This is a genomic window from Psychrobacillus sp. NPDC058041, assembly GCF_042885655.1.
GTDB lineage: Bacteria > Bacillota > Bacilli > Bacillales_A > Planococcaceae > Psychrobacillus.
This window is the reverse complement of record NZ_JBHVRO010000001.1, coordinates 384,976-400,363: the sequence shown is the minus strand read 5'-3', so window position 1 is coordinate 400,363 and position 15,388 is coordinate 384,976. Positions and strand designations below refer to the sequence as shown.

The 15,388-nt window shown below is 35.5% G+C and carries 8 protein-coding genes; 2 read left to right on the top strand and 6 right to left on the bottom strand.

Annotated features, from left to right (window positions below):
- Positions 1-168 precede the first annotated feature (168 nt).
- Complete coding sequence (locus ACFVR1_RS01810) at positions 169-1,965, top strand: M28 family metallopeptidase (RefSeq protein ID WP_387579582.1); 1,797 nt, start codon at positions 169-171, stop codon at positions 1,963-1,965.
- Positions 1,966-2,306: 341 nt separating this feature from the next.
- On the opposite strand, the gene ACFVR1_RS01805 is transcribed toward ACFVR1_RS01810, so the two are convergent.
- The 6 genes from ACFVR1_RS01805 to ACFVR1_RS01780 all read right to left on the bottom strand — a co-directional run bounded on the left by ACFVR1_RS01805 (position 2,307) and on the right by ACFVR1_RS01780 (position 14,242).
- Entirely contained in the window at positions 2,307-4,958 is a 2,652-nt protein-coding gene (locus ACFVR1_RS01805; RefSeq protein WP_387579580.1) for a hypothetical protein, read from the bottom strand.
- Between the two features lie 88 nt (positions 4,959-5,046).
- Positions 5,047-7,608: a DUF4073 domain-containing protein gene (locus ACFVR1_RS01800; RefSeq protein WP_387579577.1), complete on the bottom strand. Its 2,562-nt coding sequence runs from the start codon at positions 7,606-7,608 to the stop codon at positions 5,047-5,049.
- 141 nt (positions 7,609-7,749) lie between these two features.
- Positions 7,750-8,841, bottom strand: coding sequence for a response regulator (locus tag ACFVR1_RS01795; RefSeq protein WP_387579574.1), 1,092 nt, complete (start codon positions 8,839-8,841; stop codon positions 7,750-7,752).
- Positions 8,842-11,850 (bottom strand): ATP-binding protein, encoded by a 3,009-nt coding sequence (locus tag ACFVR1_RS01790; protein WP_387579571.1) that lies wholly within the window; start codon positions 11,848-11,850, stop codon positions 8,842-8,844.
- Between the two features lie 569 nt (positions 11,851-12,419).
- Complete coding sequence (locus tag ACFVR1_RS01785; protein ID WP_387579568.1) at positions 12,420-13,256, bottom strand: YitT family protein; 837 nt, start codon at positions 13,254-13,256, stop codon at positions 12,420-12,422.
- An 89-nt stretch (positions 13,257-13,345) separates the two neighbouring features.
- Positions 13,346-14,242 carry a LysR family transcriptional regulator gene (locus ACFVR1_RS01780; protein ID WP_387579565.1) on the bottom strand — a complete coding sequence of 299 codons (897 nt, stop codon included), beginning with the start codon at positions 14,240-14,242 and terminating at the stop codon, positions 13,346-13,348.
- A 433-nt stretch (positions 14,243-14,675) separates the two neighbouring features.
- Between ACFVR1_RS01780 and ACFVR1_RS01775 the strand changes: the two genes are divergently transcribed.
- Entirely contained in the window at positions 14,676-14,807 is a 132-nt protein-coding gene (locus ACFVR1_RS01775) for a YjcZ family sporulation protein (protein ID WP_387579562.1), read from the top strand.
- Positions 14,808-15,388 lie beyond the last annotated feature (581 nt).

Below are 15,388 nucleotides of genomic sequence, written 5' to 3'. Positions count from 1 at the left end.
ATTTTATTGTAAGATGGGAGTTATAAGGGGGTAAATCAATTGAAGTATGTAAAATGCTATTTGCTAATTTTTATTAGCTCCATCATCTAAAGTGGCTGTCAGGATGGATCTGTAGAGGTATTTTCACTAGATAAACTGGATGCAGACATTGCTCGTTGGTCGTCAGAAATGTATGAAGGAAGAGAAGCTGGGACGAAGGGGAACTTTAAAGCGAGAGACGATATAGCGAAAGAATTTAAAAAAATCGGATTGGAGCCGTTACACTCACAAGATTACTTCATGCCGTTTCCTATGATTTTTTGGGATTCAGATGCAGTACAAACAAAACTAGTAGTTCATCTAAAAGATGGAGAAACAAAAGAGTTCTTATACGGAGAAGACTGGATGAAAAGAATTTCTAGTGGTATAAATGTTGATCTCCCAATACTTTTAGCGGAACCTAACAAAGAAATAAGCCCTATAGAAAGTGATCAACATATTATCGTAACAGAAGAAGTAGTCATGCCCTTGGATGATATACGAATTCAATTTATAAAAACAGATGCATTCAAAAAAACACTAACCGAGTATAGCTCAAAAAGTTCAGCTTTCCAAATTTCTGAGTCCTTTTATACTTATTTAAAAAAGAATGAAAATGATATCGATTATATTCATCTAATCTATTACAAAGCACCTTTTGAACAAATAACCGCTCATAATGTAGTTGGCAAAATTCCAGGTAATGGGGATAGCGTTGGAAAACAGGCAATTGTCATCTCCGCTCACTTTGACCACGTTGGTACTGCAGGTAAATCAATTTTCTTGGGGAGTGTAGATAATGCAACAGGACTAACGGGAGTGATGAATCTAGCTAAAATCCTTAAGGATAACTCAAAGGTTAAACCCTTCTCCTCTGATATCCTCTTCGTTGCTTTCAATGCGGAAGAAAACAACTTGATAGGAAGCGCTGCCTTTGTAGAAGAAATTGCTTCCGAATATGATTCCATCATTAATATCAATTTAGACTGCATCGGTATCAAGGATGGAGGCAACATTAGTTTTGTGGGAGAATCATCGAGTAGTAGTAATCTAAACGAATTGTTTGAGGAGATTGCTGGCAATCAAGAAGTAGAAAGTACAAGTATTCTTGAGGATTTTGCAATTATGACAAGCGATCATGTATCCTTCCTAAGAAATAACTTTCAGGCTATCAACATTTCACAAGAAAGGTTTGATAAAATTCATACGACGGAAGACACTCCAGCCTATACGGACAGCAAGCCACTGAAAGCAGCCATTGAACTTGTACAAACTTTTGTAAATAATCATCACAATACCAAATTTGAAAAACTCGATAATTACGTTACATCCTACAACAATTTCGATGAAGACATGTACAAAAATGGAATGAATTTTGGAGAATATAAAAAGGTTTCTGCTTCCGGCGTTGATAGATTGGTTATAAACTTGGATCGTGAAATGACTCAAAAAGAAAGTGAAGACATTCTAGCTACATTTACAGATATCTCTTATGATCTAGTTGACTCTCAATTTAAATATGGTTTAAAAAATCCAGAATATTACAACACTTTATCGAGTAGTACGGAGACTGGTGAGGTGTACAAGCTAAAAGAAAGTGATTATGAATATCATTCTACTCTTATTACTGTCCAAAAAGAGAATAAAAAACATTTTATAAACTTCTCTAGTGGAGAAGTTGGAATAGCAATAGATCCTAAAGACATTGAACAAGTCGGGGATTGGAAATTACTTTCCTATACGAATGAATCGACAAAAGAAAAAATATATACCACTGCTATTTCTATCATTAATGTTAATAATGAAGTGTACAGTGTAGTGATTCAAAACTACGATGAGAAAGTTCAAAAAGCACTAGATACCTATACAAAAGATGAGCTTGAAAGCCTTATAAATGGGTTCAACCACGAACTAGCTATTCAACAGATAATAAAAATGACTAATTAAATAGAGTTCATACTAAACAACACCTGTTGGTCTACAACAGGTGTTTTATATTTTGCTGATAATCAATGACATAACTCTATTAAATTTACTTGGTAGATTGGATTTCACTAAGGCGATACCTGACTTGTAAAAACAGCTAACAGGAGTTAAGAATGATGATTGCCACTATTTTTTCGGGAATCTACTTTGGTTTCATAATCTTTTAATTGTTAGAAAGCCCAAGAAAAAACTCACCTCATTCAATTTCTTGATGAAGGAGTTTCTAAATAAGTATCTTGTGCTAAATACAATTTAATTAATATTCTAAGTTGTATAGTCGCATCTTTCCCTGGAATAAATTATTATTCTGTAATATTAATTTTCATCTTTTGTACAGGATTGGAATTGACTTGTACCTCAATAAAATACATTCCTGGTAAGCTTGGAGCTATGAAACTTCTAATTTCGATCATAAACCATTCACCAACATCTAAATTAACATTTTGAAATGTAACAATATTACCATTAATTCTTCCTGATGTGACTTGTTTCCATCCATTATTGTTTTCATTATAATAATCAGTTACTTTAGGAACTTGTACCCCAATAAATTTAAACGTTAAAGTTGCGTTTGTTATTTTTTCCGTTGCCATCACCATAGGTGTAATGCTACTAAATTGCTGATTTGTCTTGAATTGATATGGATAGCGGCTTCCATTATTATCAGAAAGAATGAAGGTTCCTACTGTTACAATATTATTCAAATTTCTTGTAGATAGGTTTCCGAAATTATCCACGACAATTAAGTTATATTCTCCATAAGTAGCAGGTGCATTTATTGTAGTATTTGCATTTGCGATGGTAATGGAAGCTTTAGATGCTAAACCTCTATTTACCAATTCTTCTAATTTTTCTTCACTATCTATATCTGTCGAATCTAGTGATGCGTCTACTAAATAGCCAACTCCTGCCTTACTACTACTAAAAGAAACGCTTGCTCCTGGAGCTACAGTTTGATTCACAAGAATAGCAACTGGTAGTTCTTGCGCAATTGTTTGTACTGCATCGATATCCGCTTTTGCATTGGCTAATGCTTGGGCAACCTCAGTAGTAGTTAACGCTGTCGAAATTGCGTTCGTACCTGTAGTTTTCATTGATTGAATGATAAACCAATTCATCGGACTGTAGTCTGCTATTTTTTTATAATTCATTAACTCATTGATTGCTAATGTTTTAGCAGAAACTAATGCATTTTGTTGGTCTAATTCCTCTTGCGCAATTGTTTTTACTGCATCAATATCTGCTTTTGCATTTGCTAATGCTTGGGCAGCCTCAGCAGTAGTTAACGATGTCGAAATCGCATTCATACCGGTAGTTTTCAATGATTGAATAATCAACCAATTTTCAGGGCTGTAGTCTGCTTCGTTTTTGTAAATAGTTAACTCATTGATTGCTAATGTTTTAGCAGAAGCTAATGCATTTTGTTGGTCTAATTCCTCTTGCGCAATTGTTTTTACTGCATCAATATCCGCTTTTGCATTGGCTAATGCTTGGGCAACCTCAGCAGTAGTTAACGATGTCGAAATTGCGTTTGATCCTGTTGTTTTCAATGATTGAATGATCAACCAATTTTCAGGGCTGTAGTCTGCTTCGTTTTTGTAACTCGTTAACTCATTGATTGCTAATGTTTTAGCAGAAGCTAATGCATTTTGTTGGTCTAATTCCTCTTGCGCAATTGTTTTTACTGCATCAATATCTGCTTTTGCATTGGCTAATGCTTGGAAAGCCTCAGCAGTGGTTAACGATGTCGAAATCGCATTCATACCAGTAGTTTTCAATGATTGAATGATCAACCAATTTTCCGGGCTGTAGTCTGTTTCGTTTTTGTAACTCGTTAACTCATTGATTGCTAATGTTTTAGCAGAAGCTAATGCATTTTGTTGGTCTGCTTCCTCTTGCGCAATTGTTTTTACTGCATCGATATCCGCTTTTGCATTGGCTAATGCTTGGACAACCTCAGTAGTAGTTAACGCTGTAGAAATCGCGTTTGTACCGGTAGTTTTCAATGATTGAATGCTCAACCAATTTTCCGGGCTGTAGTCTGTTTCGTTTTTATAATTCATCAACTCTGTAATAGAGTTACTTTTTGCTAAGCGTAATGCTCTTTGTGCTGAGTTTTCAGACGGTGTTTCGCTACCTCCACCACTTGTAGGCGGATTGCTTGGAACTTCTGGCTGTTGTATTGGATTAGAAGCGAAGAGTGCTTCTGCTTCCTTTACTTCTTTTGATAAGAGATTGGAATAATTTGTTCCAGCGTTGTTGGAGGTTTTCGAAGTAAGAGCTAAAACCTCATCCATCACTTTTCTTGCTTCTTCTTTTTTCCCCTCATTCCATAATCTTAAGACCTCATTGTTTTTCATATAGATCGTAACAGGAATTCGTAGTTCTTCTCGTTTTGCATCAGATGGCTTTTTATATTTTTCTAATATTAGGTCGCGTGGTGCTTTTCCTGTGAAGCGATACAAAATCGATGTGCGGGAGTCTAATTGGTACGATAATTTATGGTATGCCTCCTCTACACCATCTAAGTTCCCTGCTGCATGAGCAACTAACATTTCTTTTAAAATCGGGTCTAAATATTTTACAGCGTAATTGTAAGCGTCTATATATGGGATTAATCCTTTCGTTATTTTTTCTTCATACAATGAATCTAATTCTTTTATCTTATCTTTCTTTTCTTTAGAAGAAAGATTAGATGAATCAATTAGTTTCTTGACTTCGTTATAATGCTTTTTCACATTGTTCAGTACTGGGTATAGATCTTTACTTGGTTCTATTACGTTCTTTAATGCTGAGTCTACATAATAGAGAGGTGCTCTTTTCATCTCTAATTTAACTGTATCTATCGATTGTTGGATAGTATTCTCTTTACCGTAAGTGATAGTAGAAAAAGAGAAGATAAATGAAGTGAGCAAGGCAGAAGCAACAGTTTGTTTGATTATTTTTTTATTCATTCTTTTTATCCTTTCTTTTTAAAATTTCGTATTTCAAATGAAATGAAAAGTTCGATAGATACGAACTTTTCACTATATAATTTAAATGTTATTTAGCATTTTGCAGAATGACTTGTTCGTTTTGCACGATATATTTGCCATCTCCGATACTATACAAACTAGGAACGTTTCGATATACACGGTATTGTTCGCCTTTTTTCAATACTCGTGCAAGTTTTATAGTTTTGTTGATTTTTTCCCATACGACCGTATCTTCCATAACCTTAATTTTACCGATTTGTCCAGGATGTAGCTCAAGGCCTTTCCATATTTGCTTTGTTCGGCTCGATCCTGTTAGGGAATTTTTGTCTAGCATTGTTCTAGAAGGTGTCTCATATCGAATAGAATTTGTTCGTTCTACCCAAATTTCTCCGCCTAATCCAAGCATAGGTGAAATATTTTCATATGCAGGAGCTGCTTGTCCTTTTTTCAAACTATCCACTTTCTTCAGTCGATTGTTTACAAGTTCATAAACAGGTAAAGATTTTTTTATGCTTAGGCAGCCAATTGCACTTGCTGGAAGTTTGTCAGAACCACAAACTTTACCATCAAAAAATGCTTTAGCACCATCCATATATACAATGGAGAAAGTACTGAACTTAGAAATAGTAAATTCTAGCCCCAAATCGGAGTTGTTTTTGTAAGGAACCACCTTTCCTCTAACTACTTCCTTGGTGCCATCACTATGTTCAACAAAAATGACGAGATTTTTTAACAGTTCATCTCGTGCTTTTGAATCCTTTGGTAAGTCTTCTTTTAAAGGAAGCAAAATGGAAACTTCTCTGCTTTGCATATTGGTATCTATTTCCATTGGACGCCCGATAATTTGAACGTTCTGATTTTTTGCGATTTCTTGAATTACTTGTTCTTTTTTTGCACGTTCTTCCACTTGCTTTTGTAGTTCCTTCATTTTGATAGGTACAACTCGGAAATATAGATCCTCACTAAACGTGGATAAGGATTTAGTTGGTATCGAAATAATCGCATTATCTGTTGCAATTTCTAATTTCAGCTGCCCATCATTCAATTGTTTTAAAGCTGATTTCGGAATTTCTACTACTACTTCGGAAACCTTATCATTCGTGTCCGGAATGATAATTCGTGCAGTGTCAGTCCCTTGTTGCTTCGCTTTTTGAACTGTTTCCTTGGCAATATCTTCGGACATGGAAACGTGGTCTTTCACCTTACCATTTGAATCTGTTGTACGTGTTATTGGTGTTTTCGTTAAATTAGTTCCATTTTTTCCATCTACGTCGACTACAATTTTTTCTATGTTAGAAGATGATGTTGATTGTCCTCCATTGTTATTGTCACTGCTTGAAGTTGGATTTTTTGTAAATGTTAACGTTGTAATTGCTCCGGCTGGTATACTTCCGCTTGCTCTCACTCGGATTTGAACGGTTACGTTTCCATTAAATGTTGGGGTATCGTCCGGATCATAACCCGTCCACATACCGCCACCGTCTGTCGAATATTCCATTGTGCTGTCTGCTCCAAGTAGCTTGTTTGTTAAATCGTCTTTCGTTACATTTGGGGCAACTGGGCTTGTTTGTGCCGGTGCTCTCATTACTGTAATCCCATATGTCTTGGTACTTCCATCCTCTGCTGTCACTACAATAGTGATGTTATTTTCCCCGACATTTAAGTTGATATCCCTACTTGCTTTACCACTTTCAACTAATAGACCATTCACTGTTACTGTTGCCTTGTTGTCTGCAACAGTAGGAGTAACTTTTATGCTAGATAAGCTATTTTCTACATTTACTGTATAGATTTCAGTGTCCATAGCGAACGTTGGGCTTAACGAACCAGCTGATAATTCTAAATTGCTTAGATTAATATTTGCATTCGGTAAGTCCGAAATCCATCTTGCATATAATATTTTCGGTTCATTTATAACGGTAGTAAAATCAAATTCTGTTGTAAAAGATTCAGTTGTATACCATCCAGCGAATGTATAACCATCTCTTGTTGGATTTGCAGGTTTTCCCACTTTTCCATTTTCCATAATAATTTGAGAGTCTACTTCACTTCCATTAACAACTTCAAATTTCACATTATAACTATTAACAACATTTATCTTTCCATTCACTAAATCAGCTTGAATGTCTTGTAACTCCGAATCATAAAAGTTAAAGTTTTCTATATTATTTTTATCAATAGTCAATGCACTGTTTCCTAATTCAGCATCGCTTTTTACTTTTACTTTTATCTTGAATAATTCTGTTGCTGTTGATATAGGAGAATCTCCTCCAGTCATATCAACCCATACTACTGCTAGCCTATCTTCTTGCTCACTAGTATTAGAAACAAAATAATCACCAATTGAGTCATTTGGAATTATGTCTAACACTTCTAGAACATTCGAATCATAATTGATTTTTAAGCCATATGCTGCAATTCCTGACACAGGAGTATTAATAGTAACTGGAATTTCTTCGACTAGTCCTTTTCCAACCGTAACATCTCCAATAGTTACAGTTACTCCAGCTATATCATCAGATTTAGCAGAGGCATTAAGTTTCACCATTCCCGCAAAAGAAAAAAGGTTAAACACTAATAAGAAAACTAGAAAACTAGAAAGTATTTTTAAAAATCTATTTCTGAACATCAATATCATTTGTCCTCCTATATAGGGTAATTTTTACTATAGTTATTCTAGCACTTTAGACTAGACATTTTCTGAACAATACTGCCAGTAAACGACAAAAAATCCACCTTATTAATAGAAATTAGGTGGATTCAGTCATTTTTATATACTTTTCATCAAATCTTCTAGTTTTTTCTGTGGCTTTACTCCTAACTGTTGCCATAGAATCGTTTTATAGTTATTGTAGACTTGTATTGCCGTTCGATTACTACCTTGTTGGATATAATACTGAACCAGTTGGATTGTGTATCCTTCTTCCCAAGGATCGATTTCAATTAGCTTTTCAATGGCTTCTTTTATAACACTATCTGTTTTTGTTTCAATGTTATTAGCTGCGATAAACTTCTCTAAAAACTGTGTGACTTTTTTTTGTAGCTGTTCTCGTTCTTCCATCGCCCAGTCATAATATTCTTCGGCTAAATAATGGTTCTTATATAAATCTATCAGCTTCTTTACATCTTCGGTTTTATTTTGTGTTTTATTTAACACCTTTTGGAGATCTTGTACGTCACTATTAAACTCAATGGATAAAGAATAACGCTCATCTACAAATTTAACTGAATCGTGAAACCCGTGACTTTTCAATTCTTTCCGTAAATGATATACACTCGTGTGCAACATTGCAGCTGCCTTATCTACAGTTCGTTCTGGCCATAGTTCTTCCATAATCATTTCCCGTTGTACAGGTTTACCTTGATGGATGAGATATGCACAAAACTCTTTTACCTTTTTTGTCCTCCACTTAATCGGTTCATTTTGATGGTCTACTCGGAAGCCGCCAAGAAAACTTGCATGAAGTAATGGCGCAAGATTAGAAGGCGGATTTGGCAGTTTTCTACGCTGACCAATTCTCCGAACAGTTTTTTCTAAACGTCTTTTTTCAATTGGCTTTAGAATGTAGTCAACAGCATGGACATTAAATGCTTCTAGCGCATATTCATCGTAAGCCGTAACAAATACGACATCCACTTGTGAAGTCATCTCCTCGATTTTTTCTGCCACTTTTATTCCATTCAACTCTTTCATCTCGATATCAAGAAATAGAATATCGGGTTGCAGTGCTTCAAAACTTCCCAACCCTTCTAATGGATTGGCAAACTTGCCTATAATTTCGATTCCTCCAATTTCTTTTAGCATCGCTTCTAATAATTCGATTGATAAAATTTCATCATCCACCAAAATGGCTTTTAACATTTAACGTCCCCCCTTTTCACTTTGTATTAGTGGGAATCTTATTTCCACTGTAGTTCCTTTATGTTCCTCACTAGTTATTTGAATGGATGCATCTTCAAAATATTTTAGACGTTTTTCTATATTTTGAAGTCCAACACCTTGACCTTTTTCCTTTTCTACATTCCAAATTTGTTGTAGTCGTTGCTCAGACATCCCTAGACCATTATCTGTTATTCGGAAGACAATCCGGTCATTTTCCCTTTTAACTATGAGCCTGACAGTTCCTTGGCCATCCTTCATTTTTAAGCCATGAACAATTGCATTTTCAACGATAGGCTGCAGTAGTAATGGAGGAATAAGACAATGGAGTGAATCATCCATTTGTACCTGCCATACTAGCTGCTCAGGAAACCTAGTGCGATGTATATTCACATAGGATTGAATAAGGGAAAGTTCCTTTTCTAATGGTACTGAACTATGTGTATTTTCAAAGGAAAAGCTTCCTCTCATGAAGTTTGCGAAATCTGTAATCATGGCACGTGCTTTATCCAAATCTAAATAACTAAGGGAGAGAATCGAGTTTAATACATTGTAAATAAAATGAGGTTTAATTTGCGCCTGTAAAAAAGCTACCTCCATTTTCACAGCATTTTCGGACGATTCCTTCATTAATAATAAATTTCTTATTCTAGTCTTTAACTCCGATGTATCGAATGGTTTATGTAAAAAATCATTCGCACCCGACTGAAAAGCTGCAACCATATCTTCTGGTCGAACAGCAGCCGTTAGCATTAAAATAGGCAGCTCAGATGGTAAGTAAGACTTCCTCAATTGTAGACAAACTTCATACCCGGAAACTTCTGGCATCATTATGTCTAAAATTACAAGATCTACATCCGTATGCTTTTTCATCTGCTCCAAAACTGCCTTTCCACTATCAACCGCAATGATGAAATAGTCCTCTGCCATAAGCATATCTATTAATACTTTCAAATTCACATGATCATCATCTGCAATAATCACTTTTTTTCTTTCCTTATTTTCTACGATATAAGGCATAGAAATAGAAAAAGGATGCTGCATTGCCTCTTTCAAACTGGTTGCTTTAGGCAAAGTAACAGAAAAGGTAGTTCCCTTATTAACGGTTGAATCTACAGTGATAGTCCCTCCTTGAATATGAACAAGCTCTTTCGTAACACTTAAACCTAGACCAGTTCCTCCACTTGAATTGCTGTATTGGCGAAAAGGCTCAAATACGTGTTTTAAATTCTCCGGAGCAACTCCAATGCCAGTATCAATAACTTCTATAACTAAATTTTCTTCCTGTTCGTAGCAATTAATTTCCACTTGCCCGCGAATCGTATACTTAACAGCATTATCTATTAAATTATATAAAATTTGACGAAGTCTTTCCTCGTCTGCCATTACGAATTGTCCCCGCTGTATATGATTAACAATCTTCACATCTTTGTCTATCATATATGTAAAAGTTTCCACTACGACATGTGTAATAGCATATAAATCCACTGGGGAAATGTTGACGCTTAAATCTCCTTCTTTCAGTTTCGAAAAATCCAAAATATCATTTACTAGATTAGACAAACGCTGAGCAGTACCTACAATTAACCCCATTTTTTCTTCTTCCTCTACTTTTAATGTAGATTTTCTGTCCTCCAGCATAGACTGAGAAATTGCAATAATTCCATGCAATGGAGTGCGAAATTCATGAGAAGTCTTTGCTAGAAACTCATCCTTCAACTTATCCACTCGTAATAGAGCCTTAGACAACTCTTCCTTTTTTAAGAAGGAATCCATGAAACGATGAGAAATATAGAGTGAGAGCATCGTTAAACAAATAAAAGGAAATAAAGGAGGTATTATATTGAGTGCATAATTTGTCATAACATTTAATGTTCCGACAGTAAAATAGATGAAAATGGTGATAGTGCTAAAGATTAAATAAGAAGCACCGACAGCCTTTTTGGATATAGCAATAATTTGTAAATAGAGGATATACACTAAAATGATAAATATATAAAGAGAATAATAGATTTGAAATCCTGAGTTCATCTTGACGGGTAGTAGTGCAGATCCCGTTAACAAAATACCCACTACATAGAGAAATTTCACTATCCCTTTATTTGCAAGTTGTTTTAAAGAAGTGTGAAAAAAGCATAGCATAAACAAACCTATCCAAATACTTGATAAGGATTGAAATCTTTCAAATAATGCATAAGGTGTCGATGGGAATAGTTGTAAAAATACCTTCTCTCCATGAGAAATTGCATATAAGACATTGGCAAAACAAAAAAGTGAAAAGAAAAGCTGTTCCATTCCAATCCTTGCATGCAGATAAGTACCTAAAAAGTATATGAACATGGTGGAAAAGGCGGCAATGGTTATCCAGTCATATGCAAGAGAACTATCCCGAAGTTTTCCTATACTATTTTGATCACCTATTAAAATAGAACCTAAAATTCCTCCCCCTGATGCATAGTCAAAATTAGCAACATGTACGATCAATTCTACCTCGTCCTCGTTAGGAGAAAAGTAAGAGACATACGGGGTATTATGAGGTGTGTAAGTAGAATTCTCTGCCGGAATTCCACTTTTACCTAACAGCTTGCCATCTATATAAATAGCATTCGACATACGAATATTAGTTGTTTTTATCCCTAACACTTCTGTCGGATCATTCAATAAGATTCTTAATCGATAGGTACCACTAGTATATTTGGGTATCTCTTCACCATCTAGTTCGTATTTCGTCCATAGCGATGGGACTTGAACAAGTGATGATTGTTGTTTATCAAATTCCTCAGAGTTTAACAGCTTATTAGGAACAAACTCCCATTCACCATTCATTTCAACTGGTTCGGCTCCGTTAAACTCATAATTACCTAAATCTAAAACACCATTCACAACTTTTGGTGCAACCGATTTTTCTTTTCCTAGGATGGTATTCAAGGCGAATGCACTTATAAGTAAAACTCCAATAATGACAATAATTTTTACATAGTTTTTTTTCATGTTGTTATGTCCTTATATTTATATATTTCTAAATCTCATTTTAAATAAAATTTCTTATTTGATAAATTGATTGTAAGTGGAAGAACTGCATTGTACAATATTTTTTGAAATGAACCAGGTCTTATAATATAAATGACTACATTTGATTTTTTCTAAAAAACTTTTTTCACATAAAGAAAGACCCTCCATTAATAATGGATTTTATATTGGAGGAATTCAGTTTGAATACCAGATAATAGGAATTTAAAGTAGGATCTCAAATAAACTTTTGTCTCCCTAATTTGATTCACTTATCTAACTTTCGTTAACAATGTTCGCTTCATTTTCATATTGTAATTCTTGTGCTAAGACATTAACTTGGCCATTAAAAATGCTCAAAAAAATAAACTACTCCCTTAGAGTAGAATAATATATTTCATTAACACATGAAATTCTAAAACAGTAAGTATACTTGGGTTTTAATACCTTTACCTAGCAAATAAACTTAAAAAGCCCACAAGTCCTAATAGACATTGTGGGCCACTTTGTTTGAAAGCATCATTTATTAAATGATCATAATTTCCCAAAAATCAGCTTACACTAAACCCGCTTCCTAATACATCGCGGACATCATGTACCACGACAAATGCTTGTTCGTCTACGCTACTTATGGTTTGTTTCAATTGAACCAATTCCTGTTGGTTGATGACAATATAGAGTACTTCTTTTTGATCCTGACTATAGCCGCCGCGCCCTTCTAGAATGGTAACACCTCGTGTCATGTTTTTAACGATAAACGAACGTATTGCTTCTGAGTGTTCAGAAATGATAGTCACAGCTGTCCGATTATTTAGTCCTTCAATTACATAATCAATTACTTTTGATCCTAGGAACACGGCAACAAGTGTGTACATGGCTTTTTCTTGGCCGATGATAAATACCGACCCCCCAATAACGATAATATCAATGACGAGGACGCCTTTTCCTAAACTCCAGCCTAAATATTGATTGGCTAAACGTGCTAGAATCGCCGATCCGCCTGAAGTTCCACCTGCCCTAAACATTAGGCCTAGACCAAGGCCTACAAATACGCCTGAGAATAGAGCAGCCAGCAAAGTATCTCCATTCAATCGATGTCCCACGTCCTCTGTTATGAACAGAAAAAATGAGGAAGAGATTATTCCGAGTACTGTATAAATCATCGTCTTTTTATCAAAAAACTTATAGCCTATCACCAAAAGGATAGCATTGATAATTAGGTTCACGACACCCGGAGACCAGTGGAATAAATAGTATGTAATTACAGTGACCCCAATGACGCCACCTTCAGATAAACGATATGGAATTGCAAAGTAGTTAATACCGATCGCAAACAATAAAGAACCTACGATGATTAATAATATTTCTTTGAAACGTTGTGGTGCCATAAATTGTAATTCCTCCTACAAGTTGAACCGCTCAAAAAATAGAGCGTTCGGCCACAATTCGGCCTAACGCCACTTTATGTACTATACTGTCAGTCTTCCGACTCCCATTTCTTTGCGTGTTTCTCGATTATTTCAATTAGTTTATTCATTGCAGGCGTAAGCCACTTATCTTTGTGATATGCAAGTTGGGTAGTCACAAATTCCTCGCTATGAACCCAAGGTAATGCTATTAAACTTCCTCGCTCGAGTTCATCCCTCACCGTCATCAATGGAAGATAAGAAAGTCCTAAGCCACACTTTACTGATTGTTTAATGGCCTCGATGTTCCAAAATGCGATTCGGGAACATCCTATGCCCTCTTCTTTAATCCATCTTTCTAGCAAATCACGATAACTACCAGACTCCGTCAACAGCAACACTTCACCCTCTAAATCGGCTGGAGTGATAACGGTTTTGTCACTTAAATGGTGACCTGGTGGGGCGATCATTACTAACGTCTCTTTCACTAAATCAGTCGTTAAAATATCTGGCCCTAGTTTTTCAGGGTTCGTAAATAATGCCAAATCAAATTTCCCGGATTTTAGCTCATTGTTAAGTTCTTGGCTTTCAGACGGTTGCAAAATAAGATGTACATTCGGGTACATCCTCTTAAACTCATACAGGATAGTTGGCAACCTATATACCATTAGGGATTCATTTGCACCAATTAAGACCGTACCTGAAGGCTCTTTGCTTAACCGGGAAGAATCGACTGCTTCCTGGTAAAGTTGTAATATTTCCTTTGCGTACGACGCTAAATGTGTGCCGGCATCTGTTAAGACAACCGTTTTTCCTAGGCGTTCAAAGAGGCGGTTCCCAACAGCTTCCTCCAGCGCTCTAATATGATTAGTTACTGTCGACTGAGTATAGCCCAACTGTTCGCCTGCCCGGGTAAATCCTCCAAATTCGGCAACTACCAAAAAGGTTTTTAGATTGCGAAGCTCCATTTTCATTTCCTCCTATACGAGTAATATTCCTCATATTGTATAGGAATCAGAACAGAAAGACGAGATTATTTACTTCCAACGGATATTATAATCTCTTAAACGAAATTAATGAAATGAATTATTCTAATTAATATCATTCAAAATATTAGGGTTAGTTGACTATATACTAAAAAATGATTTTAAGTGGTCTTATTTTTTGGGGTAGCCCTTTCTCAAAATAATCAATTTTCTACAGAAAAATTTTTTAGTACAAATAATCTATTACCGTGATAAATGCACTTGTAATAGGTAAATACTTGAATACCCTATTTATAACTGAAGGGCATCCCACCCAAGGTGAAATAAATTATTTTCTTAATACTAAGCAAATGAATTAGACGAACATCTTTTATGAACATAAAATGTATTATCCCATATATAGGAGGTGTACGATATGAGTGGAACAGTTGGTGGATATGGTACAGGGAACGGATTCGCATTAATTATTGTTCTGTTTATACTTTTAATAATTATTGCAGCCGCTGCATTTAATGGATATGGCGGTGGATATGGCGGTTATTGTTAATAATAATATGGTTAATACCAACATTTTAAGTACATTCAAGACAGGTCAAAATACCTGTCTTATTTCCTTGAACTGTTTGTAATATTCTTTTTTCCTTGTACTTACACTTAGCATTTAGATTCTCCAAACAAAGATTTCAGTAATTCTTCCCCCATTCATTTCGTCCTCATTCTTGCTCTAATAATCGAAGCATAACCTTTTCCAGAGTTCTTTTGGCTACAATATTACCGTTATAGTTATGGATCGTGAAGTGACTTCGTTACTTCACGATCCATTTTTTTGGTCATCTTGCGGAGGATGCTTGTCCGTCGCCTTCTTTAGTTATTTGAAATCAAGATTCTTTTAATTTGGATAATGAAAGCTAATATCCTGTCCTACTCTTTTAAAAGTAGACGAAGATACAATTTCACCGCGGCATCGCTTCTTTATCAATCGATACTGCCTATTTTTCTCTACATCCAATTGCCCTAGGTACTCCTTGGAGATTAACAAGTAAATCAAGACCCAGGACTAAAGAATAACGAGGGAATCGGCTTTCGGCTTAATTCTTGCCCGACTTGCAAGCGTCCGCATGCAGCTGA

Excerpts from the sequence above, each read along its gene's own strand:
- ACFVR1_RS01810 (WP_387579582.1), top strand. The coding sequence starts at position 169 with ATGTATGAAGGAAGAGAAGCTGGGACGAAGGGGAACTTTAAAGCGAGA.
- ACFVR1_RS01805 (WP_387579580.1), bottom strand. The coding sequence starts at position 4,958 with ATGAATAAAAAAATAATCAAACAAACTGTTGCTTCTGCCTTGCTCACT.
- ACFVR1_RS01800 (WP_387579577.1), bottom strand. The coding sequence starts at position 7,608 with ATGTTCAGAAATAGATTTTTAAAAATACTTTCTAGTTTTCTAGTTTTC.
- ACFVR1_RS01795 (WP_387579574.1), bottom strand. The coding sequence starts at position 8,841 with ATGTTAAAAGCCATTTTGGTGGATGATGAAATTTTATCAATCGAATTA.
- ACFVR1_RS01790 (WP_387579571.1), bottom strand. The coding sequence starts at position 11,850 with ATGAAAAAAAACTATGTAAAAATTATTGTCATTATTGGAGTTTTACTT.
- ACFVR1_RS01785 (WP_387579568.1), bottom strand. The coding sequence starts at position 13,256 with ATGGCACCACAACGTTTCAAAGAAATATTATTAATCATCGTAGGTTCT.
- ACFVR1_RS01780 (WP_387579565.1), bottom strand. The coding sequence starts at position 14,242 with ATGGAGCTTCGCAATCTAAAAACCTTTTTGGTAGTTGCCGAATTTGGA.
- ACFVR1_RS01775 (WP_387579562.1), top strand. The coding sequence starts at position 14,676 with ATGAGTGGAACAGTTGGTGGATATGGTACAGGGAACGGATTCGCATTA.